Origin of the sequence: Chitinimonas sp. BJYL2 (assembly GCF_027257935.1) — a bacterium.
GTDB lineage: Bacteria > Pseudomonadota > Gammaproteobacteria > Burkholderiales > Chitinimonadaceae > Chitinimonas.
This window is the reverse complement of sequence record NZ_JANZKW010000004.1, coordinates 218,391-241,843: the sequence shown is the minus strand read 5'-3', so window position 1 is coordinate 241,843 and position 23,453 is coordinate 218,391. Positions and strand designations below refer to the sequence as shown.

The following is a 23,453-nucleotide window of genomic DNA, read 5'->3' as shown; positions in this document are numbered from 1 at the left end:
CAGACGTGGCGGAAACCTTTGCCCGCAGCAAGCAGCGCGTCGAGGCCACGCCCGGCTGGCAGCTGCATGGTTATCCGTATAAAGAAACCAGCCTGATCGTCGACATCTTTACCCGTGATCACGGCCGGGTCGCACTAGTGGCAAGGGGTGCACGCCGACCCACGTCGGCGCTGCGGGGCAACCTGATGGCGTTCCAGCCTCTGCGGGTTTCCTGGTTTGGCAGCGGTGAGCTCAAGACCCTCCACGCGGCGGAATGGCAGGGTGGTGTGCCACAGCTGTCCGGACTGGCACTGATCTGCGGTTTCTATCTCAATGAATTGCTGATCAAGCTGCTCGCTCGCGAAGATCCTGCCCCCGGCCTGTTCGATGCCTATAGCCATGCAGTAGGCGCACTCTCGATGGCTCCGGCAGATGTCGAACCCATCTTGCGTCGTTTTGAGCTCGCCCTGATTAACGAGCTGGGATATGGCTTCGCGCTGGATCAGGATGCACAGGGGCGCCCTGTGCAGCCCCTGGCCGATTACCGCTACCTGTCCGGCAAGGGCATTCTGCCAGTGGCAGAGACCCGCGCAGCACAAGGGGTCACGTTCCAAGGCGCCACCCTGATGGCGCTGGCTAGCGGCGGGGCCCTTGAGCCTCAGGCCGCCTTGCAGGCCAAGCAGCTGATGCGCGGCATACTGGGCGAGTTGCTTGCCGATGCACCGCTGCACACCCGAAAAATCCTCCGCGATCTGCATAAACTGTGATTTACGGCATCGGCACCGATCTGATTGATATTGACCGCATGGCCGCAGCGTATGCCCGCCATGGTGATCGTCTGGTTGCCCGTCTGCTGGCCCCTGCCGAGCGCGAGCAACTGGACTCGGCCAAGGACAAACCACGCTATCTGGCCAAACGCTGGGCCGCCAAGGAAGCCTTCGGCAAGGCGCTGGGTACCGCAATACGCCCCCCCGTCACGCTGGCCGGCCTGTGTATCGAACACGATGTGGCTGGCAAACCCGGTATTAAGGTCGATACTGCCATTGCGCACTACATGAATGAACGCGGTATCACCGGTGTGCATCTGTCGCTGAGCGACGAGCGTGGCGCGGTTGTTGCGTTTGTCGTGCTGGAAACCGGCTGACAGGCCCGGTATAACAAAGTCATGCAGCCTGTGTTGTAACCCAAGGTGTGTTGCGGGGCCGCGTTGAACGTGGTCTGGCCCACCCAGAAGAGGAACCCCATCATGATCGCCATCGAGCACCGTGAACACGGCGTCCTTGCCACTGTCGCAGGCCAGTTTACCTTGGCAGACTATCGCGAGTTTGAAGAGAGCGTGCTTTACGAGCTACGTTTCCACGGCCGGCCCAACCTGCTGATTGATCTTGGCAATATGCGGGGCTATACGCTGGATGTGGTGTGGGAAGAAATCCGCTTCAGTCGTGAACATGCCAATGATTTTGGCCAGATTGCGGTGGTCAGCACCGATGAATGGACGACCTGGGCGACCTGGATCGCCCGTCTCTTCGTCAATGCCGATGTCCGCCTGTTTGCCGATAGCGCCACGGCGGAAGCCTGGCTGATCGAAAACCAGATGGTAGCCAACTGATGCGCAAGCTATTCGAATCGCTTTCCGGCATGGTCAAGCGCGAAGTTGACCCGCTGGCCGATGCCAAATCCGCTGCCCAGTGGATGCGAGAAGTGCGGCAGGAGGATATCGCCGGCCAGCTCGCCGCGGTACGCGAGATGGCCGCACAGATCGCCGAACGTGCACCGCCACGGCTGGCCACCCTGCAAGCCCTGATGGTGATCGACGAGAAGGTCCAGGCTACCTACGAACAGGTGCGCCAGCAGTACATCCAGAATCCCCGTGCCGGCAAGGCCATCGAGGAAAAGCTCTGGAACGAGATTGTCGGGTTTGCCCGCGTCATGCTGGCCGCCTATCACCCCTTTGTCCGTCTGGAAGATCCCCGTCCCGACGAGGCCGCCGGCTTTGAGCAGGCAACGGCCCTCATGCTAGCGCGCGCCCTCCACTATGTGGGCATCCAGGTCAAATGGCACTACTTCCGGTTCCAGATTCCACCCGCAGTACTCTGGGCATCTGCCAATCAGCTATATCGGCTGGCCGAGCTGGGTGGTTTTGACAGCCAACCCTTCGAGCTTTACGAAGAACGCGATACCCAGCCGACGTCGTGTGCCGACGAGTTCATCCGCATCCAGATGCTGGCCACACTCAGCAATGGCAACTTCAGTCTGCGTCAGTACGACTGGGCCGATAGCTGGCTGGCCTCTTGGTCGCGCCTTGTGCAGGTGGAGCGAAAGTACCGCGAAGGTGTGCACCAGTTCTGCGTCAATCTGGCCGAGCCCACCGGCCCCGCCAAGATCCACGAGGCCGTGGAAGGCGACATGCTGCGCTTCTGGGGTGTGAGCGAAGTCCTGGTGGAGATGAACCGTATCATGGGCCTGCTGGAAGCTGGAGATACACCGGCCCATGTGGGCCTGGGTGAAGATGCTCGCATGCCGGCCTGCCTGGACTTCCTGCGTCAGCTCGAAATCCTCTGGTCCCGCGAGCGCAATCAGCAGTCGTCCCGTAGCGAGCGGGTCAAGGTCGACAAACTCATCCAGGTGACCTCGGGCCTCTCGACCATTTTTTCGGCCGTGCGATTCGACGACGAACGCGCCATGGCCCGCGCCACGGCCCGTGGTGCGCCCGATAACGACGAAGTCATGGACATGAAGCTCTATGGCTACGTCACCGAGCGCACCAAGCGCAAGCTCGCCGCCGCCATGGCACGTAGCGATGCCTATGTGAACAAGGCCAAGAGCACGGATTTCCAGGAATGGGTAATCGAGAACGAATCCGAGGGTGGTTTTGGTGCAATCCTGCCGGTAGATGGGCACGACTGGGTCCGCTTGGGCGTGCTGCTCGCGGTACGCAATAGCGACCACGACCCCTGGATGATCAGCGTCATCCGCCGTCTTAACCGCATCAACCCCGAGCAGTTCTACGTGGGCATCCAACTGCTGACGCCCACTCCCGTCGCGGCCAGCATGAAATCGCTGGAGGAAGAAAAGCAGCCACAAATGTCGCTCGATGGCGGCATCGACACCGTGGGCCTGATCCCGCGCAAAGCGGGTCTGTACATTCCTTACATGAATGAATCCGGCAAACAAGCGAACTCGCTGCTGATGCACTCGGCCGACTATTCACCGGGCAAGCTTTACCACGTGGTAGCGCGCGACAAAGCCTTTGTGATCCGCATCAGCGATATTCTGGAAAAGGGGCCGGATTGGACCTGGACCTTGATTGATTTGCTGCGGCGCGATGCTTGAACTGGGCCTTTCCAGATAAAAAGCCGACCACAAGGTCGGCTTTTTATCTTTTTGTAGCCCGAGAATCAAACCCCCATACGCGCCTTCAACCAGACCCCAATCGCCTCGATCTCTTCCATGCACACCGAATGCGGCATGCGGTAGCTGCGCCACTCTACGGGGTGACCGCTGGTGCCGACCTGCTTGGCGGCGGCTTCACCCAAGGCATACGGCACGATAGGGTCTTGCACGCCGTGGGCGGCAAAGATGGGTGTGTTGGCGTTGGCAGTGTGCTTCTCGCTGTCGATCAGGGCTTGCGAAGGGATGTAGGTCGATAGCGCAATCAGGCCGGCCAGTTTTTCCGGGTGGGTCAGACCTACGCTGTAGACCATGGCACCGCCTTGCGAGAAGCCGGCGAGGACGATGCGCTCGGTCGGTATGCCGCGCTCGTTCTCGCGCGCGATCAGGGCGCGAATAGCGTCGCGGTTGCTGCGGATGCCGGCTTCGTCGACGCGGCGGCTGAGACTGCCGATTTCGAGGATGTCGTACCAGGCGCGCATCATGTAGCCGTTATTGCAGGTCACCGGGATCACCGGCGCGTGCGGGAAAACGAAGCGCACGCCGGGCGCATTCTGCAGGCCCAGTTCAGGAACGATGGAGGCGAAATCGTTGCCGTCGGCACCCAGGCCGTGCATCCAGATCACGGCCCACTCGGGCTGGGGGCGGGTTTCGACTTCAATGGTTTCCAGCAGGGTATTCATCGGTTCAGGTCTTTGACGGCGAGGTGGCGGAAGCAGGTTAGCGGGTGGTCGTTGACCATGCCGATTGCCTGCATGTAGGCGTAGATGATGGTGGAGCCCACGAATTTGAAGCCCAGCTCGCCCAGATCTTTGGAGATTTTGTCCGACAACGGCGTTTTGGCCGGCGTATCGCGCGAGCTGGCCAGATTGTTCTGGATGGGCTGGCCGTCCACATAGGCCCACAGCAGGGTATCGAGACTGCGGCCGCTATCTCGCAGGCGCAGCCAGGCTTGGGCATTGCTGATGGTGGCGGCGACCTTGAGGCGGTTGCGGACGATGCCGGCATCGGCCAGCAGGGCGGCGACTTTGGTGTCGTCGTAGCGGGCAATGCGTTCCGGTTGCCATTGGTCGAACACGGCGCGGTAGTGATCGCGCTTGTTGAGGATGGTTTCCCACGACAAACCGGCCTGCGCGCCTTCGAGATTGAGCATCTCGAACAGCGTGGTTTCATCGTGGCAGGGCACCCCCCATTCCTCGTCGTGGTAGGCGAGGTAACGCGGGTTCTTGGGGTTGGCCCAGTGGCAGCGGCACAGGATGTCGGGATCGGAATGCATGGCGATGCCTGGGCGGGTGGTTTGAGCCCGGAGCTTAACCGGGTTTGCGCTTGGGTTCACCACCCAGGGCAAGGGGGCAGGTCGGTACAAGCCCGACCTGCCTAGGGAACGCGTAGGGTGCAATAAGCGCAGCGCATTGCATCACCGTGTCGATGCGTTGCAGTGAGGTGCAATGCGGCCTTGGGGCCTAATGCACCCTACCGGTTACAGCTTGGTCTTTGGGCGCAACGGCGGAATCGCCTCGGGCACCATCGGTTTGATCGGTTCCTTGGCCAGCTTGTCCTGCAGGTAGCGGATCGCGGCGTCGAGCTGCTTGTCTTCGCCCTTGAAGGTGGCCAGCGGCGGGTTGACCACCTCGATATCGGGCGCGACGCCCACGCCTTCGATCAGCCATTGGCCATCGATGCCGAATTGCGGGAATTCGGCGACGCGGGCAATGCCTTCATCAACGAGCACATTGCTGTCCGATAGCCATACCCCCGCACCACTGGTGCGTGTGCCGATGACCGGGCCGAGCTTGAGCGCCTTGATGCCGGCGGCAAAGGTTTCGCCGTCGGAATAGGTCATCTCGTCGGTCAGCACCACCAGGTGGCCGCGGAAGGTCTGCTGCATATTGCCGTAGGGGTAGCCCTTGGCGGGTGGGCCCCAGAAGGCCCAGACGCGGCGCAGCAGCTTTTCGATGATCCAGCTATCGATGTTGCCGCCGTTGTTGCGGCGTACGTCGATGATCAGGCCGTCTCGCTCGTACTGGGCATAGAACTCGCGCACGAAGCTGGCCATGTCGCTGCCGCCCATGGCGCGCAGATGCAGATAACCGAGCTGGCCCTTGCCGGCGCGTTCCACCTTGTCTTTGCGTACTTGCTCCCAGTCGTTGTAACGCAGCATCATCTGCTGGCGGGCGTTGACGGGGGTAACCACCACCTTGCGGGGCGCGGCATCGCCACGCTTGATCTCCAGCAGCACTTGCTGGCCCGCCTGATTGCGCAGCAGATCGGTGAAATCGCGCACCTCGTCGGCACCGCGACCGTTGATCGAGAGGATCACATCTCCTTCGCGCACATCCAAGCCCGGCGCTTGCAGGGGGCCGCGCTCGCTGGGCAGCTCGGCCTCGGTGCGATAGATGCGGCTGATCAGCCAGCCGGTCTTGATGCGTTCCACATCTGCACCCAGGCCAGCGGGGGCGGCGACTTCGGTGCCACGGCGGTTGTCACCGGGGATGACCTGCGAGTGCAGTGCGCCCAGTTCGGCAATCATCTGCGCCAGTACATCGTCGAGTTCGGCGCGATCAGTCACTCGCTCGGCCAGCGGGGCGTAGTGCTTGCGCACGGCTTGCCAGTCCACACCGCGCATCTTGCGATCAAACAGCGAATCGCGATGCATGCGCCAGGCGTCTACAAACATCTGCTGCCATTCGGCACGGGGCTCCAGATAGAGGTTCCAGTCGCCCAGCCGCACCGTGCTCTTGGCCAGATCGGTCGGGGCCTTTGCGCCGGCTTCCACAATATAGAGGCTGGTGCCTTCTTCCTTGCCCTTGCGGTAAAAGAGCTTTTTGCCGTCTTGCGAGAGCTGGTAACCCGTGACATCGCTGGCAAAGGTTTCGATCTTGGGACCCGTGTTCTCGATGGCCAGGGTTTTCAGATCGGCTTTGTCACGGTCGCCATCAAGCACGTAGAGACGCTTGGCATCGACGCTGAGGTTGCGGTAATCGCCGCCAGCCAGCGGTACTTCGAACAGGCGCTCACTGAGGCCATTCCAGGCAATCGCGGGCAGCTTGGGCTTGGCGTCCTTCTTGTCGTCGGGCTTTTTGTCCTTGTCGTCGGCTTTGGCTTCGGGCTTCTTGGCTTCGCCCTCGTCCTTTTTCTCATCATTCTTGCCGGCTTCCAGTTCATCCTTGGGTTGGAACGGGAAGCGGTTACCGGCCTGCAGGGCCAGCGCGTAGATCTTGGTGCGGCGCTCGAAGCTCGCGCCGGTATTGCGGTCACCCCAGGGGCCGCCCTTGGTGGCATCGAACTGGCGATCCGACAGGAAATACAGCCACTTGCCATCCGGGCTGAAGGCCGGGTCGCCGGAGGCATATTTGTCCGATGTGAGCCAGCTGACGCGCTTGTTATCCAGGCTATACAGGCCCAGTTGCGGCATCAGCCGCTTGCTGGTCTGGCGCACGATGGCAATGGCGCGGCTATCGGCCGACCATTCGACAGCGTTGTAGTCCTCGTTGCCGACATCGCTGCCGTCGTCGATCACCTCGTTCTTGCCCGATGCCAGATCCAGCAGCCACAGGCGGCCGTGCTTGTCGGTGTGGGCCAGCTGCTTGCCATCGGGTGAGAGATACAGACTCAGGCGCTGGGTGCTGCCATCGCTGGTCAGCGCCTTGCCACCGGCACTGCCATCGGCCGGGAAGCGCCAGATTTCCTGCTCGCCCGTGGCGTCGCAAATGGCGTACACCGATTTGCCATCGCGGCTCAGCACGGCTTGCTTGATGCGGCTGCCGGCCGGTTGGGCGATTTCAACGCGGCGCTGCGGGCCGGTGCCGGCAATGGCCACCTTGCCGCGCGCGACCAGCACGAGGCGCTCACCATCGTGCGATAGCCGGGTGCTGCCCAGATACTTGAGCGGCTTGTCGATCCAGCGTGCGCGCTGCTGATCGAAATCGGAGACGAGGTCGATATTGACGGGGCGATCCTGATTGCTGGTCAAGTCCAGCACGCGCAGGTCTGCACCCAGTTGGTAGACCACGCGGTTCTGCCCGTAGCTCGCGCCACGTACATCGAAATCCTGGTGGCGGGTGAGCTGGCGCGCATCGCTGCCATCGAGCGCGAACGACCACAGGTTGTCGCGGCCATCGGCATCGCTCACGGCCAGCAGGCGGTTGTTCCACAGCATGGGGCGCTTGAGGTTGGCATCCTGCGGGCCGATGCGCTGGGCCTCGGCCGGGCCATCGAGCTTGTAGCGCCACAGCTGCGCCATGGCACCGCCACGGTAGTAGCGGGCGTTATCGGTGTTGAGCGCCGCGCCAAAGCGCACAAAGTAGAGATACTCCCCTTTGCTATCCACTACGCCATCATTGGCATCGGCCAGCGGGAAGGTGCGGCGTGCGAGCGAACCGGGTTTGACGGCGCTGATCACGCGCATCGACGGTGGGCCGCTGCGCCAAGGCGCGCTGTAGAGCACTTCGCCCTGTGCCGTCCAGCCCAGCACAGCCACCCGGCCATGTTCAAACGTGAGGCGTTGCGGCTGGCCACCGCCGACAGGCATCACATAGGCCTCGGCCGGGCCTTCGTAGTTGGCGATAAAGGCGATCCATTTGCCATCGGGCGAGACGGCGGCGCGGCTTTCTTCGGCGGCATGCGTGGTCAGCCGCTGGGCTGGCCCGCCGGCAAGCGGTGCAGACCACAAATCGCCTTCGGCAGTGAACACGATCTTGTCCTGCGCCAGCGCAGGGAAGCGGAGGTAGGCAGCTTGCGTCACGACAGGCCAGGCGGCCAGCAGGCTGGCAATGCCGAGGGCGAGGCGGGTGCGGTTCATCGTTGTGTTTCCTTGGTGGGTCGGCCAACGGGCAAAGCCGGGATGCTAGCGGCGCGGGTCGGCTGAGGGGAATACAAGGTGCGACGGGCTGTCGTCTGCACGGATGAATGGTGTATCCCTGTTGCACGGTTGACGCAAACGTCAGCGGAACGGCACCGCTCGGCCGGCATGACTCAAGGGGGAGCCAGAAGCGAAGCCTGCCTGCGGACAATGACGGCCAGCACGGTTTTGGGTTAGCGTTGCGGCCGAGCTGAGCCGTATGAGGTACACGTGTGGCGCGGCGCGGACCTTTCAACCACCACGCAAGCCCGATTTGCCCCGCCATGCACACTCTCTATCCCGCCGGCCCGGAACAGGTGCCGCAGCAACTGACCCGTCCTAGCGCGGCCTTCAAGCGCCAGGCCTGGATTGCCGTACTCAGCCTGGGCGTGTTCGTGGCCTTGTATCTGGCGCTGACGGCCTGGTTTGGCTGGACTGCCTACTGGCATCTGGGTGAATTGTTTGCCGGCAGCGAGGATACGATCCTGCATCTGATCGTGGGCGTGTGTGCTGCCTTTCTGGCGGTGTTCATGGTCAAGGCGGTGTTCTTTGTGCGCCGTGGCGGCAATGTGGATGACTTTGAACTGACACCCGCACAGCAGCCTGATCTGTTCGCCTTCATCTACCGCTTGGCTGACGAGGCGGGCGCGCCGCGACCCAAGCGCGTGTTTGTCTCGGCGCGTGTCAACGCGGCGGTGTTCTACGATATTTCGGTGCTGAACCTGCTGTTTCCCTCACGCAAGAATCTGGAAATCGGCTTGGCACTCGTCAATGTGCTCACGCTGAGCGAACTCAAGGCGGTGCTGGCGCACGAGTTCGGCCATTTCGCGCAGCGTTCGATGGCGATTGGCAGCTGGGTCTATATCGCCCAGCAGATCGCCAGCCACCTGATCCATCGCCGTGATGCGCTCGACAAGCTGCTCAAGACCCTGTCAGGAACTGACTTCCGCCTCGCTTGGGTGGGCTGGTTGTTGACCTTGATCGTGTGGTCGATTCGCTCTCTGCTCGATACGGCGTTCCGTGGCGTGGTGCTCGCGCAGCGCGCTTTGTCGCGGCAGATGGAATTTCAGGCTGATCTGGTGGCCGTTTCGCTGACCGGCAGCGATGAGCTTGTCCATGCGCTGCACAAGCTGCAATCCGCCGATGAAGCCTGGTCCCGCGCTTTGAGTCTGGGCCGGACCGAGCTGGCCGAGGGTCGTGTGGTGCATGATCTGTTTGCGGTACAGCGTCGCATCATCCAGCGCGTTGGGCAGATTCGTAACGATCCGCACTATGGCCGCGTGCCACGCCCCAAGGGTGATCCGGCACGCCATCGGCTTTTTGCGCGCAGCCTGGCCAGCCCACCACAGATGTGGTCTACTCACCCAGCCAATGAAGACCGCGAAGAAAATGCCAAGCGCTTGTACCTGCGCGGTACCCATGATCCGCGTAGTGCCTGGCTGTTGTTCCGCGATGCCGATCAACTCAGGCAAGGTCTTCAGACCCGCCTGATCGGCAAAACCGAAGCCCAGCCTTCATCGGCCGAACAGACCGAAGCGGCGCTGGCCGAGCGTTATGGCTTGCTGCAGTACCACGGCCGCTATCGAGGCGCCCACCTGGGGCGGCCCATGACGCGTGCTGCCCGCAAGGCGACCGAGCTGTATCACCACGCCTCGATTACCGATCTGCAGGCCGCGCTGGCGGCTTTGTACCCCGAGGCACTCGCCGATGACCTGAACCGCCTGCGCGAGCTGCAGCACGAGCATGGCACGCTCGAGGCGGTGCGCGATGGCTATTTCAAAGCGCGTGGCGGGCAAATCATGCATCGCGGCAAAGTCATCAGCCATGGCGAGTTGCCCGATGCCATCCGCGCAGTCAGCGACGAGATTGAATCTCTACACGAGCGCTTGCTGGCACATGACCGTGAATGCCGTAGCGTGCACATTCATGCGGCTACGCTTATCGGCAATGGCTGGCCGCAGTATCTCAAGGGCTTGATCAAGCTGCTCCATTACGCTGAACACACGCTGGCTGATCTGGAGGATGCCCAAGGCTTGCTGGGCAATACGGTGGCGGTCGTGACGGCCGACGGCAAGGTCAGCAAAAAGGAGCTGGTGCGGCTACTCGGCGTGGCCAACGAGCTGCATGGCGTGCTCAAGCGCGTATACGACCAACAGGGCATGGTTGTGCCGTGTGCAGGGGTGCTGGCACGACTCAAGGTCGAGAGCTGGCCGGCCATGCTCGAAGAACTCAAACTGCCCCCGGCCGACGACGACAACATCAACGACTGGATGGGTGTGATCGACGGTTGGGTCAACGCCACCACCGGTGCACTGGCGGGCTTGCAGCAATGCACGCTGGAGCAGTTGCTGCACACCGAGCAGCAGATCGTGCTGGGCAAGGTGGATGGCGCGGCGCCCGAGCCAGCCCAGGTGCCCGGCGATTACCCCACCTTGCTGCCGGGCGAGGAACGTGAGCGGCAGCGCAAACTCGGGCTGTGGGATCGCTTCCAGATTGCCGAGGGCTGGATGCCGGCCACGGCGCGACTGGCTGTATCGGTATTGATCGTGGGCAGCGTGCTGGGTTTCAGCGGCATGGCCGGCTCGAAGTCTGATCTCAGCATTTACAACGGTCTGGGACGTGCCGTGCAGGTGCAGCTGGGTGAGCAGCGCATCGATATCGACCCCTTCGGTACTGAAACCATTGAAGCCAGTTCAAGCGAGCTGGCCAAGGTACGCACCACGACCCGCGACGGCGAACTGATCGAGCAATTCGAGCCCGAACTCGATGGTCACCAGCGCCACTATGTCTACAACGTGGCCTCGGCCAGCCCGCTGGTGGAGTGGACGGCCACCTACGGTAACGCCGCAGAGCGCGAACCGCGCCTCTTGGGCACGCAGCGCTGGCTGCATGCCAAGGCCGACATTTACTTTGGTAATGCGCCGGAATCGATAAGCACCAAGAGCGGCGGCGCCACGCGCACGGTGCTGAGCGGTTTGGGCGATGCGCCACCCGATGAGCAGTTCAAGTTGCTGCAAAGTGATCAGCAGCGCAGGCAGCTGGTAACGGTGCATGCGCGTTGGGATCAGATGGGCCGGCGGCATACCGAGGAGTGGCAGGTGCTCGATGCGGCCCAAAGTCGCTGACCACAGCATCGCAACAAAAACGGCCATCTTGCGATGGCCGTTTTTGTTGGATGGGGCGTTATCTCAGCGCCTGAGGTGATTGCGTAGCTGCGTGATCAAGGCCTGAGGGGCAAATGGCGGGTCGGGCAGGACCAGGTCCGGTTGCAGCAGTGGCGTCTGTTGCTGGCCCGATGGGCGGCTGAGGATGAATCTCGGTGCCACGATTTCCAGCCCGGTGTGGGGCAGGGCCTTGACCTGGATGCCGCCGCTCTGGCGCGTACGCACATAGCCCCCGGCGCCGACGAGTTGTGCGATGCCGAAATCCTGCACGGTATTGGCAAACAGCACGGCCGACGAGTAGGTGTGCCGACCAACCAGTACATAAGTCTGACCGCTGAAGTGCAAAGGATGCGTCAACAGCGGCTGCTCCCAGGTGGCGATCTCGCCGTGCACCACATCGCCCACCTTTTCGTTGCCGCTGGCACGTCCGGCAATCACCTTTTTCACATAGCTGCTGCCGGTGCGGTAGGGCTTGCTCGCGATGTACTTGAGTATGCCCGACTTCCACATATCGTCATCACCGCCTTCGTTGTCGCGGATATCGATGATCAGCTTGCGGATGCCGGCATCGCGGATGCGCTGGAACGACTGTTCCATGAAAGCAAAGTAGGCCGGTTTGTCGGGCCAGTAGAAGGCCTTGATGGTCAGCACGGCCGTGGCATCGGACAGCAGGTCGAGGCTGAACTGCTTCGCAAATTCGGCATCGGCCTGCAGCACGACGGGCGTGTGTTTGCTGGCGGCAAGGCTGAGCTGGCGGGTTTTCTTGCCCTGTTGCAGGGTCAGCTCAAACGTATCCGGTGCGCCGTGCAGCTTCCAGTACAGATAGAACCATCGGCGGGCGGCGACATGGTTGCGGAAGGCGGCGGTATCGCCGTGCGTACGCGCCAGCACGGCGGCCACGAGTTTGTCGGCCGGCTGGCCGTTGATACGGGTGATCCGGGCGCCGGCGAACGGGCTGGCCGTGCCATCGGCATCGGTACGTATGAATAGATGGCCTTGCGGGTCGATATACACGGCGAACGGAAACAGCGCGCCACCCGCCTTGAGGAAAGCCGCCGTCTGGCTGCGCCAGTCGGGCTGGGTGATGGCGAGATGCGCATCGGCAAACAGCGGGTTCAGCGTGGACCAGCGTTGCCAGGCCTCGTCGCGCGTCATCGGCTGCGTCAGCTGCGCTTCGACTTGCTGGAAAGCCGTTGCCAGCGCAGCGGGATCGACCGAATGACCGACGTCGGGATGAGTCTGGGCTATGGCTTCTTGCATGAAGCGGAAGTCGGCTTGTAGTTGTTCGGGGGGATAGCTGGGCTGTTGGTCAAGGTTATCGGCGTAGCAGAGATGGGCGCACCACAGCAGGCAGGTCAGCAGCAGGGTGCGCAACGGGGTAGGGGTCATGGAGCGGTCGATGTTGAAAGTGGATGCAGCCTGGGTACCGTATCCGCATCCGGATACGGCTCGGAAACGATTGTTATAGCCGGGTTTCAGCCAACGGCACGACCCGATTGCAACAAGCGCCGCATCGCCGCCTCGATCCCCGCTGGCGTCAGCGCAAACATGCGCTCTCCCATCAGCTCGCGCGTCATCCGCAGCGATTCGGTGTAGGGCCAGTACTGTTCCTCGACCGGGTTCAGCCATACAGCGGACGGAAAATGCTTGAGCAGCCGTTCGAGCCAGACCTTGCCGGGTTCTTCGTTCATGTGTTCGACCGAGCCACCGGGGTAGACGATCTCGTACGGGCTCATGGTGGCGTCGCCCACGATGATGAGTTTGTAGTCGGACGGATAGGTGTGGATCAGGTCGAAGGTGGACAGGCGCTCGGTATGGCGGCGATGGTTGCTGCGCCACAGCTGTTCGTACACAAAGTTGTGGAAGTAGGCGTGTTCCAGATGTTTGAACTCGCCTCGTGCGGCCGAGAACAGGGTTTCGCAGACTTCGATGTGGTCGTCCATCGAGCCGCCTACATCCAGCAGCAGCAAGACTTTCACCGCATTGTGGCGTTCGTGCCGGTACTTGAGCTGCAGCCAGCCGGCATTGCTGGCGGTGGCGTGGATGGTGCCGTCCAGGTCCAGCTCGCTGGCTTCGAGGTTGCGCGCAAACTGGCGCAGGCGGCGCAGGGCGACCTTGAAGTTGCGGGTGCCGAGTTCACGGCGGTCGTCGAAATCGCGGAACTCGCGTTGGTCCCACACTTTCACGGCGCGGCGATGGCGCGAACCATCCTGACCGATGCGGATGCCCTCGGGGTTGTAGCCATAAGCGCCGAACGGACTGGTGCCGCCCGTGCCTATCCATTTGTTGCCACCCTGATGGCGTTCCTTCTGCTCGGCCAGGCGCTCCTTGAGCGTTTGCATCAGCTTGTCCCAGCCCATGCCCTGGAGCTGGGCTTTTTCTTCGGGGCTGAGCTGCTTTTCGATCAGCTTGGTCAGCCAGTCGCCGGGGATGTCGGCCTCGATCTTGTCGAGCACGCTCTCGGCGCCCTGGAAGTAGCTGGCGAATACCTGATCGAAGCGGTCGAAGTATTTTTCGTCCTTGATCAGGATGGTGCGGGCGACCACATAAAAGTCGTCCAGGCTGCCGCTGACGGCGCGTGCGTCCAGCGCACCGAGCAGGGTCAGGAATTCGCGTACCGACACGGGGATGCCGGCATCACGCAATTGGTAGAAGAATTCGATCAGCATGGGGGCTCTGGGTGGCGGCTTACAGCAGGTTCAGCTCACGCGCCTTGGCGATCAGCTGCGCGCTGCTGTTGACATCGAGTTTGCGCATCAGGTTTTCGCGGTGTTTATCCACGGTGCGGACCGACAGCGCAAAGCGTTCGGCAATGGCCGCGCTGCTGTGGCCGTTGTGGATCATCTCCAGCATCTGGAATTCACGGGCCGTGAGGCTGACCTGCGCTTGCTGTATCTGCGCCTTGGCCCTTTCGGCCACCACCTTTTCACCGCGTGCCACGCGGCGCAGGGCGTGCAGGATGGCGTCGGCCGAGCCTTCCTTGAGCAGTACGCCATCAGCGCCGGCATCGACCAGTTGTTGCAGCACCGTGCCCGACTGGGCTGCGGTGAGCATGACGATGCGCAGCGCAGGGTGACGCTGGCGCAGCCAGGCCACCACGGCAGCCGTGTCGTTGCCCGGCATGTGATAGTCGAGCACCAGCAAGTCCGGCGTGTGCTCCTGCACCAAGGCCTTGAGCGCGCTGGCTTCGCCGGCTTCGGCCACCACGGTGAACTCGGGCGACTGGCTCAGGAGCATCTTGAGCCCCTCGCGAAATATCACATGGTCGTCCGCTAGAATGATGCGCATTGTGTCGGTGTTCCTGAATCTTTCCCGCAACGTATCACAGAGGGGGTCAGTCCCCTCCCGATGAGAAACCCATGTTGAGACTGTGGATGGCCTGCTGCTGGGTCCTGCTGGCCTGTGCCGGCATGGCAGCAGAATTGCGTGTGAGCAGCCTGCCTGATGCGGCTGCGCTGCGTATGCATACCGAATTTTACGCGGGAGCGACGTCGGCCAGTGATCTGGATACGGTGCGGGCGTCAGATGCGGTGTTCAAGCCGCTGAGCGAGCGCAAGCCCGACTTCTTTGCGCCCGCACATTGGTTGCGCCTGCGGGTACACAACGATACCGCCCAGTCCGGGCAGTGGCTGCTTGATCTGGGTTTGCCGGATATCCAGCGTTTGTCGGTGTATCAGGTCGGTGCGTCGGGTGTGCGGCAGACCGTGGCCCTGGTGCCCGAAAGCAACTACACGGACAGACCGGTACCGCGCCGCGTGTTGGCCGTGCCGGTGGTCTTGGCGGCGGGCGAGCGTGCGGAGCTGTATCTGCATTACCGCGTGCATGGCGATACCCCATTACAGATGCACTGGCTGACGCCGGCGCAGTTTGACGACAAGCTGGCTGCCTGGAATGGCATCAATGGGGTGTTGATCGGCATCCTGCTGGCGCTGCTGGGTTTTGCGGTGCTGCAGTACCTGGCCCTGAGACGGTCTGCTTACCGGTATTACATCGCCATGCTGGTGTTCGTGATCCTGTTCCAGCTGCAGATCGAGGGCTACACCTTCGCCTGGCTATGGCCTGAGCAGGGGCGCTGGAATCTGTTTGCGCCGGTGGTGATGGCCGCGATGATCCATCTGACCCATGCGCTGTTCAGCATCAGCCTGTTCCGTCTGGGCCGTACTGTGCCCTGGCTGTACTGGAGCTATATGGGGTTTGCGCTCGTCACCTTGGCGGGACTGGGCGTGTTTCTGGCCACGGATGAAGTCGGTCCGCTGCTACTGCTTTTCTTGCTGTTCACGCCGCTGCCGGTGGTGGCCGGGGTGATTGCCTGGCGCAGGCAACTGCCGGCTGCCGGGTACTACCTGGTCGGTGCCAGTGGCTTGGCGGTGTTCATGAACCTGCTGTTCAGTCTCAGCGTGGCGGGGGTGGGTGGATTTGCGGATGTCAGTTTGTTTGTTTATCCCAAGCTCGGTTATCTGCTGGAGGCGATCTTGTTTGCCTTGGCGCTAGGCAAGCAGATCAGTCTGCTGCATGCCCGCCATGAGGCCAATCTCAAACACCGGCTGGCCGAGGCCGAGCAGCTGGCGCAGGCCGAGGCCGACAAGAGCCGCGCACTGGAGGCGGCGCAGCAGCAATCGCTGCAACTGGCAGCCGCCGGGCACGATCTGTCGCAGCCCTTGTCATCCATCCGTTTTGCGCTGGCGGCGCTGCGTGCGCAGGCGGGCAATGAGGCGGCTACCCAGCATATCGATAAAGCGCTCAATTACACCGAAGGCCTGCTGCAGACGCTGATCGCCGAAGCGAAAACGGGATTTGCCGAGCAGGGGCACGTGATCCTGCTGGAAGACTTGCTGGTTGAGCTGCACACCCGTCACCAGCCAGCTGCCGCCGCCAAAGGCTTGTTCCTGCGTTACTACCCCAGTGCGTTGGCCGTGAAGGGCTCCGCCCTGGTGCTGACACGCATACTCGACAACCTGATCGGCAATGCGGTGCGCTATACGGAGCGTGGCGGTGTACTGATCGGTGTACGCCGCCGCCCCGGTGCACTGGAAATTCAGGTCATCGATACCGGGCCGGGGTTCGATCTGGCCCTGCAGCGGCAGCTGATGCAGCCGTTCGAACAGACCGGCCAACTCGCCGCCGAGCGGCTCGGTCATGGTTTGGGCCTGCATATCGTGCAGGCCCTGTGCGCTCAATCCGGCTACACGCTGCTGATCCGTTCCACCAAGGGGCGCGGCACCACGTTTGGCGTCTTGATGCCGATCGGGGAGGCCTGGACCTGAGGCGCAGTGGATCAGCCTTGCGCTGATCCACTTTGCCCGCATGCGCTGGCGTTCAACTGCGTTGTGTGGCGGGTGTCAGCAGGGGCATGGTGTTGCTGTCCAGAGGGCTGTACGCGGTCAGCGCATTGCGCTCCAGCACCAGATTGAAGTCATTGACCCGCTTTCCGAAGCAGCACGGCGGCGGCGGTTCGAAACCTGCGTAGGTGAAGGCAGCGGCAACCAGACGGGTGCGGGCTTCATCGACTTCGAACCAGTCGATGTCGGCCAGCTGAGGTTGATCGAGCTGGTGGATCACATAGTGCAGTGCCAACGCCTCGCCAAAGCAGCCGAAGACCACGCGCTTGTCGAGCATCAGCAAGCGCGAGGAGAGGCGGCCCAGCACGTAGTGCAAGTGGCTGGACCACGCGTTGCCGGCGTCTTGACGGACCACGTCATCGCGGACGATCCGGTAGGCGTCGATATCCAGATTGGCCGGTTCGGCTACATCGATCACCAGCAACTTGCGACCATCGCGACGCAACCGCATCACGCCATGCACACCCAGTTTGGCCGATGTGCTGTGGGTGCAGGCCACGACCACATCCACCTGGCCTACCTCGTCGATGCGCGAGGTCACCGGAATCCCGGTTTCCGCGTGGATTTCGGCCAGTGCCGTTTCGTTGGCGCCGTAACCCACCACCTTGTAGCCGCTTTGTACCAGCTTGCGGGTCATGCACGAACCCAGAATCCCGTAAGGCCCCACAACCAGCACGCGAGCGCGTTCACGATCAAGTCTGGCGCGTTCCAGCGCACGTTCCACATCGGCCCAGAGCATCTGCGCCGTACCGTTGTCGCCGATCGTGAACATCAGGTTCGGGAAGCGCTCCTTGAGCACCGCCCCATCGCGGCCAAACAGGCGTTTGGTGGAGGCGGCCAGCAAAACAATCTTGGCGCCGTTCTGTTCGGCCCATTCGCAAGCGGCAATGAACTGGGCGCGGGCCAGGCGTCGGCCTTCCTTGGTGAGCATTTCAGCGGCCGTGCTGTAAATGCCGCGTACACGACCCGCGACGCCATTGTGATAAATGCGCGGGCCGTTGGCATGGCCCAGCTCGGGCACCCGATTGCCGAAGAAACGCTGGCGTTCCGCTTCATCGCGCAGGTTGGTGATGAACACCACATCCACCATGGGTTTGCCTTGCAGCTTGCGCCACCAGGCGCGGTAATCGCAGGCAGCTACGGTAAAACGCCAGATATCGCTCAACATGTTTTCTCTCCCGATTCCTTGCGCCTTGTGGCGCGTTCGTTGACGGAGCGAACTTTAAGGAAGCGGGCAGGGCGCTTGAATACGCAAAACTGCGTAACTGAGCGATTAAAAAATCGTACATCCGTCCCGTTGTTGCGGGTAGGCCACGGCTGCAAGGCAGGCAGCATGCGGCCTCAGGCTGCGCCTGTCGGCTTTTTGCCCGGACACGATCAGACAGGCCACGGGCGACCAAGCGTTTGCTCTAAAATCGGCCCACGTATCTGGAGACCTCCCGGCATGCAGCCCCATTTCGAACCGCACGACACCGCCGCCGAACTCGCGCATCTTGCGCAGGCCTACGCCGCCCAGCGCGAGGCTTACGCTGCCGCACCTTACCCACCCATGCTGATCCGTCGCGACCGCTTGGGTTGGCTGCGGCATATGCTGCTGACGCATGGCGACGAGATTGCCGAGGCGATTTCGGCCGATTTCGGCCATCGCTCGGCCCATGAGACCCGTGTGCTGGAGATATTCCCGAGCCTTGCGGGTATCGATCATGCGATGAGCAATCTGCGCAAGTGGATGAAACCCAAGCGGCGTGGGGTGTCGATCTGGTTCAAGCCGGCCAGCAACAGCGTGGTGCCACAGCCGCTGGGTGTGGTGGGCATCATCGTGCCTTGGAACTACCCGCTGTTCCTCGCCGTGGGGCCGCTGACTGCCGCTCTGGCAGCGGGCAACCGTGCGGTGGTCAAGATGTCGGAGTTCACGCCGCGCTTTGGCGAGACATTCCGCCGCCTGATTACGCAGTATTTCGATGAGGATGAGGTCAGCGTCATCAATGGCGGTGCCGATGTAGCGCAGGCCTTCTCTGCCTATGCCTGGGATCACCTGCTGTTCACCGGCTCGACCAGCGTGGGCAAGCTCGTCATGCGTGCTGCCAGCGAGAACCTCACACCGGTCACGCTCGAACTGGGCGGCAAATCGCCCACTATCGTCCACCCTGAATTCCCGATTGCCACGGCGGCCCAGCGCATCCTGCACGGCAAGTGCCTCAACGCCGGCCAGACCTGCGTGGCACCCGACTACGTGCTCTTGCCCGAGGGTAAGGAAGAGGCCTTTATTGCCGCTGCCCGTGAGGCGGTGAACGGCTGGTATCCGAATCCCGGCAGCAACCCCGACTACACCGGCGTGGCGAGCCCGCGCCATCTCAAGCGTCTGCAAGGCTATCTCGATGACGCCGCCGCCAAGGGCGCACGCATTGTGCCGCTGGCCGAGGTGGATGCCGCCACCGGCAAGCTCGCCCCCACGCTGGTGCTGGGCGTGAACGACACGATGACGGTAATGCAGGACGAGATCTTCGGCCCGGTCATGCCCATCATCAGCTACAAGACGCTGGATGAAGCCTTGGCCTATGTGAACGCGCGGCCTCGCCCCCTAGCACTGTATTACTTCGATTACGACAACACGCGTATCGGCCGGGTGATCAGCGGCACGATCTCGGGTGGCGTGGCCATCAACGAAACGGTGGTACATGTGGGGCAGGACGACTTGCCGTTTGGCGGGGTTGGCCCGTCCGGCATGGGGCACTACCATGGCCACGAAGGCTTCGAGACATTCTCGAAGATGAAGCCGGTGTTTGCCCAGAGCCGCCTCAACGGCACCTGGATGATTCGCCCACCCTACGGCAAGCGCTTCGAACAGTTGCTCAAGTTCATGCTGCGTTGATCTGCCATCTGATGTTTTCACCCCTGTCCGCACCCTTTCCCGGGTGCGGCAACAAGCACGAATCGACACCATGTTGACCCGACGCCAATTCATCCAGGCCGGTGTGGCCGGCGCAGCCCTGTTGGGGTTCTCGCGCCTGCTCTACGGCCCGATCCGGCCTGATCCCGTTTACACGGTACCGGCTGCCACCCAGTTCAAGGTGCTAGACGAAGCTAGCCGCACCGCCATGGCCGCGATTGCGCGCGTGATGCTCAAGGGCGCCTTGCCCACCGAGCCCGCGCAGCTGCAGGCCGCCTTGCTGGCCGCCGTGCAGGGCTGCGACACCGCCATTGCCGGTTTGCCCGGTACGGTGCAGACCGAGGTGAAGGAGCTGCTGACTCTGCTGGGCAACCGCCTGACCCGCCGCTGGGTGGTGGGCATTACCGATAACTGGTCGGAAGCCAGCGATGAAGCCATTGCCCACTTCCTGAGCCGCTGGCGCTATTCCTCGCTGCTCTTGCTGCGTAGCGGTTATCAGGCACTGCACCAGATCGTGTTTGCTGCCTGGTATGGCAATCCGCAATCCTGGGTGGGGATCGGCTATGCCGGCCCGCCCGCATTCATGAAAGGCTACTGGGATGCCGCGTGACATCATTGCCGAAGGCTTGGCCAGTGGCCGCTGGGATGTCCGCGATGCCGCGGGCTTTGCCGAGAACCTGACGCTGGAGGCCGATGTCGTCATCGTCGGCACTGGCGCTGGCGGTGGCGTGACGGCCGAGATACTGGCCATGGCCGGGCTCAAGGTCGTGCTGCTGGAAGAGGGCGGGCTGCGTTATGCCTCGCGCGATTTCAAGCTCAGCGAAGCCGAGGCCTACCCCACGCTGTATCAGGAATCGGCCGGTCGGCAGACCAAGGACAAGGGCATTACCATTTTGCAAGGCCGCACCGTGGGTGGTTCGACTACCGTGAACTGGACATCCAGCTTCCGCACACCACCGGCCACGCTGGCGCACTGGCAATCGCAGTTCGGGCTCACGGAACTGAGCACGCAGAAAATGCAGCCCTGGTTCGAACGCGCCGAGCAGCGCTTTGGCGTGATTGACTGGCAAGTCGCGCCGAACGTGAACAACCAGGTGTTGATGAATGGTGCTGACCGTGTCGGCATCCACTGGGCACCGATCCGTCGCAATGTGAAGGGCTGTTTGAACCTTGGTTACTGCGGCATGGGTTGCCCGGCCAACGCCAAACAATCGATGCTGGTGACGACGATCCCGTCGGCGCTCGACAAAGGCGCCACGCTGTTGGCCCATGTGCGCGCCGAGCGCGTGTTGCATGAGGGTGACCGTGCGACCGGCGTGGAGTGTGTGGCGATGGATTGGGCCGGCATTTATCCGACGGGCCGCAAGGTCACGGTCAAGGCCAAGACCGTGGTGCTTTCCGGCGGCGCCATCAATACGCCCGCACTGATGCTGCGCTCCAAGCTGCCGGATCCGCATGGCTTGATCGGCAAGCGCACTTTCCTGCACCCTGTGAACATTTCCGGGGCCTTGATGCCTTTCAAGGTGGAAGGGTGGAATGGCGCGCCGCAGAGCATCTACTCCGACCACTTCATTGACCAGCGCCCGCTCGAGGGCGACATGGGCTACAAGCTCGAAGTGCCACCGCTGCATCCGGTGCTCACGGGCATCACCATGAGTGGCTTTGGCGAAAAGCATCGTGCCTTGATGGGGCATTTCGATCGCCTGCAAGTGGTGCTGGCGCTGCTGCGTGATGGTTTCCACGAGCAGAGCCAAGGCGGCACGGTGGAACTCAAATCCGATGGCACGCCGCTGCTCGATTACCCGATCAGCGACTATGTGTGGCGGGGCATGCGCGATTCTTACCTGACCATGGCGGAAATCCAGTTTGCCGCTGGCGCGACGCGGGTGATGCCGATCCACGAGGATGTAGCAGCCGATGGCTATGCCAGCTGGGCCGAGGCCAAGGCGGCGATCAAGAATCTGCCACTGGAAATCCTGCGTGCCAAGGTGGTGTCGGCTCACGTGATGGGCGGTGCTGGCATGGCGGCCAAGGCCGAGGATGGCGTGGTGGATCAGTACGGCCGCTTCCACCATCTGCAAGGCTTGTATGTGATGGATGGCTCGGTGTTTCCGACTTCCATCGGTGCCAACCCGCAGCTGTCGATCTATGGCTTGGTGGCGCGCAATGCAAGCGCACTGGCCACCACGCTGACGCGCAAGGATGTGGTCTGGCCGGCGTAAGTCGCTGTTCGTAGGGTGCCAATAAGGCCGAAGACCGCATTGCACCAAGGTGCATCGCACGGCATGCGGTGTATTGCGCTTCGCTTAATGCACCCTACGTCTTGGCCAATCGGTTCTCGATGGCCTTGCAGATCGTCTGCAAGACCTTGATGCGCGCGTAATACTTGTTGTTGGCTTCCACCAGCGTCCACGGTGCATCGTGGGTGCTGGTGCGTTCGACCATATCGTGTACCGCCTCGCGGTAGGCATCCCACTTGGCGCGGTTGCGCCAGTCTTCCTCGGTGATCTTGAAGCGCTTGAAGCCCGTTTCCTCACGCGCATTGAAGCGCTTGAGCTGCTCGTCCGCGTCGATGGCCAGCCAGAATTTGACGACGATGGTGCCGGCCTCGGTGAGCTGCCGCTCGAAATCGTTGATCTCGCCGTAGGCGCGCATCCAGTCGGGCTCGGCAGCAAAGCCTTCGATGCGCTCGACCAGTACCCGGCCGTACCAAGAGCGATCAAACAGCGCAAAGGTGCCGCGCTTGGGCAGGCGTCGCCAGAAGCGCCACAGATAGGGCTGGGCGCGTTCGTCCTCGGTGGGGGCAGCCACCGGAATCACATGGTAGTGGCGTGCATCGAGTGCACCGGTGACGCGGCGGATGGCCCCGCCTTTGCCGGCGGCGTCGTTGCCTTCAAACACGGCCACCAGCGAGTGCTGCGCGAAGCGCGGGTCGCGGCTTAGCTGGTTAAGCCGGCCTTGCCAGCGCTCCAGTTCCTCGGTGTACTGGGATTTTTCCAGTGGCTGATCAAGCTGGAGACGATCCAGCACGCGGATGCCATCAATCGGCGCCAGCAAGGGTGGCACGGCGGGCGGTATCGGCGCGCTGGTCCTGTCCAGGCGGGTACGCAGGGCCTCGAGCAACAGCTTGCCCACGGTGAGGCTACGGTAGCGCTCGTCCTCACCATCCACCACTACCCACGGCGCTGTACCTGTACTGGTACGCAGGAGCACGCGTTCCGAGATAGCGACAAACTCGTCGTAGTGCTTGAAATGCTCCCAGTCGCGGTCACCCACACGCCACCGGGTTAAAGGGTCTTTCTCGAGGGCTTTGAGGCGCGCCCGTTGTTGCGATTTGCCCAGATGGAACCAGAACTTGAGTAGTTGCACGCCTTCGCTGGCGAGCATGGTTTCGAAGCGAACGATGTCGTCCACGGCGTTATCGAGTGCGGTATCGCCAATGGCGCCGCTGACGCGGTCGAGTATGGGCGGGGTGTACCAGGAGCCGAACAGGATGCCGATACGGCCTTTGGCCGGCAGTACCTGCCAGTAACGCCACATGGTGGGGTGGGCAAGTGCCTCGGGACCGGGTTCGCCAAAGGCGTGGGTGTCGATCAGCCGCGGGTCCATCCACTCGTTGAGAAGGTTGACTGTCTCGCCCTTGCCCGCGCCATCTACCCCATTGATCAGGATCACCAGCGGGAAATCGGGCTTTTCCTTGAGCTCGTACTGGGCTTCGAGCAAGGCTTGCCGCAGTGCGGGTAGCTGGGTGCGGTAGTCTTCCTTGCTGATGTGGTGACCGAGTTCTGCGGCTTCAAACATGGGGGTTCTGCCAGCGGGTGGATACTTCATCCTAGCTGCAAACTGCGCGG

Annotated in this window: 17 protein-coding genes; 9 read left to right on the top strand and 8 right to left on the bottom strand. The window is 62.3% G+C overall.

Annotation, left to right across the window (positions count from 1 at the left end):
• Positions 1-5 precede the first annotated feature (5 nt).
• From recO to O9X62_RS13130, 4 genes are all read left to right on the top strand, one after another.
• The gene (gene recO / locus O9X62_RS13145; protein WP_269533359.1) at positions 6-746 is read left to right on the top strand and encodes a DNA repair protein RecO; all 741 of its coding nucleotides are present in this window, start codon (positions 6-8) and stop codon (positions 744-746) included.
• Positions 743-1,123, top strand: coding sequence for a holo-ACP synthase (gene acpS / locus O9X62_RS13140; RefSeq protein ID WP_269533357.1), 381 nt, complete (start codon positions 743-745; stop codon positions 1,121-1,123). Before recO ends, acpS begins: the two co-directional genes overlap by 4 nt.
• A gap of 102 nt (positions 1,124-1,225) precedes the next feature.
• Positions 1,226-1,588, top strand: a complete 363-nt coding sequence (locus O9X62_RS13135) for an STAS/SEC14 domain-containing protein (RefSeq protein ID WP_269533356.1) — start codon at positions 1,226-1,228, stop codon at positions 1,586-1,588.
• A complete protein-coding gene (locus O9X62_RS13130; protein WP_269533354.1) occupies positions 1,588-3,312 on the top strand; it encodes a hypothetical protein in 1,725 nt (574 codons plus the stop codon). Before O9X62_RS13135 ends, O9X62_RS13130 begins: the two co-directional genes overlap by 1 nt.
• Before the next feature lie 65 nt (positions 3,313-3,377).
• Here O9X62_RS13130 and O9X62_RS13125 read toward each other — a convergent pair whose 3' ends face one another.
• The 3 genes from O9X62_RS13125 to O9X62_RS13115 form a co-directional block, all read right to left on the bottom strand.
• Entirely contained in the window at positions 3,378-4,052 is a 675-nt protein-coding gene (locus O9X62_RS13125) for an alpha/beta hydrolase (RefSeq protein WP_269533352.1), read from the bottom strand.
• The gene (locus O9X62_RS13120) at positions 4,049-4,645 is read right to left on the bottom strand and encodes a DNA-3-methyladenine glycosylase I (protein ID WP_269533351.1); all 597 of its coding nucleotides are present in this window, start codon (positions 4,643-4,645) and stop codon (positions 4,049-4,051) included. Before O9X62_RS13120 ends, O9X62_RS13125 begins: the two co-directional genes overlap by 4 nt.
• Positions 4,646-4,849: 204 nt before the next feature.
• Entirely contained in the window at positions 4,850-8,170 is a 3,321-nt protein-coding gene (locus O9X62_RS13115; protein WP_269533349.1) for a S41 family peptidase, read from the bottom strand.
• Between the two features lie 323 nt (positions 8,171-8,493).
• Between O9X62_RS13115 and O9X62_RS13110 the strand changes: the two genes are divergently transcribed.
• A complete protein-coding gene (locus tag O9X62_RS13110) occupies positions 8,494-11,334 on the top strand; it encodes a M48 family metallopeptidase (RefSeq protein WP_269533348.1) in 2,841 nt (946 codons plus the stop codon).
• A 63-nt stretch (positions 11,335-11,397) separates the two neighbouring features.
• Here O9X62_RS13110 and O9X62_RS13105 read toward each other — a convergent pair whose 3' ends face one another.
• The 3 genes from O9X62_RS13105 to O9X62_RS13095 all read right to left on the bottom strand — a co-directional run bounded on the left by O9X62_RS13105 (position 11,398) and on the right by O9X62_RS13095 (position 14,661).
• Positions 11,398-12,762 (bottom strand): S41 family peptidase, encoded by a 1,365-nt coding sequence (locus tag O9X62_RS13105; protein WP_269533347.1) that lies wholly within the window; start codon positions 12,760-12,762, stop codon positions 11,398-11,400.
• An 86-nt stretch (positions 12,763-12,848) separates the two neighbouring features.
• Positions 12,849-14,042, bottom strand: coding sequence for a VWA domain-containing protein (locus O9X62_RS13100; RefSeq protein ID WP_269533346.1), 1,194 nt, complete (start codon positions 14,040-14,042; stop codon positions 12,849-12,851).
• Positions 14,043-14,061: 19 nt separating this feature from the next.
• Positions 14,062-14,661, bottom strand: coding sequence for a response regulator transcription factor (locus O9X62_RS13095; RefSeq protein ID WP_269533345.1), 600 nt, complete (start codon positions 14,659-14,661; stop codon positions 14,062-14,064).
• Between the two features lie 71 nt (positions 14,662-14,732).
• Between O9X62_RS13095 and O9X62_RS13090 the strand changes: the two genes are divergently transcribed.
• Positions 14,733-16,637: a sensor histidine kinase gene (locus O9X62_RS13090; protein ID WP_269533344.1), complete on the top strand. Its 1,905-nt coding sequence runs from the start codon at positions 14,733-14,735 to the stop codon at positions 16,635-16,637.
• Positions 16,638-16,689: 52 nt separating this feature from the next.
• Here O9X62_RS13090 and O9X62_RS13085 read toward each other — a convergent pair whose 3' ends face one another.
• Positions 16,690-17,880: a hypothetical protein gene (locus O9X62_RS13085; RefSeq protein ID WP_269533343.1), complete on the bottom strand. Its 1,191-nt coding sequence runs from the start codon at positions 17,878-17,880 to the stop codon at positions 16,690-16,692.
• Between the two features lie 276 nt (positions 17,881-18,156).
• On the opposite strand from O9X62_RS13085, the gene O9X62_RS13080 reads away from it, so the two are divergent.
• The 3 genes from O9X62_RS13080 (at position 18,157) to O9X62_RS13070 (ending at position 21,824) form a co-directional block, all read left to right on the top strand.
• Positions 18,157-19,584 (top strand): coniferyl aldehyde dehydrogenase, encoded by a 1,428-nt coding sequence (locus O9X62_RS13080; protein WP_269533342.1) that lies wholly within the window; start codon positions 18,157-18,159, stop codon positions 19,582-19,584.
• Between the two features lie 70 nt (positions 19,585-19,654).
• Positions 19,655-20,212 carry a hypothetical protein gene (locus O9X62_RS13075; protein WP_269533341.1) on the top strand — a complete coding sequence of 186 codons (558 nt, stop codon included), beginning with the start codon at positions 19,655-19,657 and terminating at the stop codon, positions 20,210-20,212.
• Entirely contained in the window at positions 20,202-21,824 is a 1,623-nt protein-coding gene (locus O9X62_RS13070) for a GMC family oxidoreductase (RefSeq protein WP_269533339.1), read from the top strand. The genes O9X62_RS13075 and O9X62_RS13070 overlap by 11 nt, the downstream gene beginning before the upstream one ends.
• Positions 21,825-21,918: 94 nt before the next feature.
• Here the strand turns inward: O9X62_RS13070 and pap are convergent, their stop codons facing one another.
• Complete coding sequence (gene pap, locus O9X62_RS13065) at positions 21,919-23,403, bottom strand: polyphosphate:AMP phosphotransferase (RefSeq protein WP_269533338.1); 1,485 nt, start codon at positions 23,401-23,403, stop codon at positions 21,919-21,921.
• Between the last annotated feature and the right edge of the window lie 50 nt (positions 23,404-23,453).

What these genes read in the sequence shown, in the direction of transcription:
- O9X62_RS13135 (WP_269533356.1), top strand. Translation starts at nt 1,226, where the DNA reads ATGATCGCCATCGAGCACCGTGAACACGGCGTCCTTGCCACTGTCGCA.
- O9X62_RS13130 (WP_269533354.1), top strand. Translation starts at nt 1,588, where the DNA reads ATGCGCAAGCTATTCGAATCGCTTTCCGGCATGGTCAAGCGCGAAGTT.
- O9X62_RS13125 (WP_269533352.1), bottom strand. Translation starts at nt 4,052, where the DNA reads ATGAATACCCTGCTGGAAACCATTGAAGTCGAAACCCGCCCCCAGCCC.
- O9X62_RS13120 (WP_269533351.1), bottom strand. Translation starts at nt 4,645, where the DNA reads ATGCATTCCGATCCCGACATCCTGTGCCGCTGCCACTGGGCCAACCCC.
- O9X62_RS13115 (WP_269533349.1), bottom strand. Translation starts at nt 8,170, where the DNA reads ATGAACCGCACCCGCCTCGCCCTCGGCATTGCCAGCCTGCTGGCCGCC.
- O9X62_RS13110 (WP_269533348.1), top strand. Translation starts at nt 8,494, where the DNA reads ATGCACACTCTCTATCCCGCCGGCCCGGAACAGGTGCCGCAGCAACTG.
- O9X62_RS13105 (WP_269533347.1), bottom strand. Translation starts at nt 12,762, where the DNA reads ATGACCCCTACCCCGTTGCGCACCCTGCTGCTGACCTGCCTGCTGTGG.
- O9X62_RS13100 (WP_269533346.1), bottom strand. Translation starts at nt 14,042, where the DNA reads ATGCTGATCGAATTCTTCTACCAATTGCGTGATGCCGGCATCCCCGTG.
- O9X62_RS13095 (WP_269533345.1), bottom strand. Translation starts at nt 14,661, where the DNA reads ATGCGCATCATTCTAGCGGACGACCATGTGATATTTCGCGAGGGGCTC.
- O9X62_RS13090 (WP_269533344.1), top strand. Translation starts at nt 14,733, where the DNA reads ATGTTGAGACTGTGGATGGCCTGCTGCTGGGTCCTGCTGGCCTGTGCC.
- O9X62_RS13085 (WP_269533343.1), bottom strand. Translation starts at nt 17,880, where the DNA reads ATGTTGAGCGATATCTGGCGTTTTACCGTAGCTGCCTGCGATTACCGC.
- O9X62_RS13080 (WP_269533342.1), top strand. Translation starts at nt 18,157, where the DNA reads ATGCAGCCCCATTTCGAACCGCACGACACCGCCGCCGAACTCGCGCAT.
- O9X62_RS13075 (WP_269533341.1), top strand. Translation starts at nt 19,655, where the DNA reads ATGTTGACCCGACGCCAATTCATCCAGGCCGGTGTGGCCGGCGCAGCC.
- O9X62_RS13070 (WP_269533339.1), top strand. Translation starts at nt 20,202, where the DNA reads ATGCCGCGTGACATCATTGCCGAAGGCTTGGCCAGTGGCCGCTGGGAT.
- pap (WP_269533338.1), bottom strand. Translation starts at nt 23,403, where the DNA reads ATGTTTGAAGCCGCAGAACTCGGTCACCACATCAGCAAGGAAGACTAC.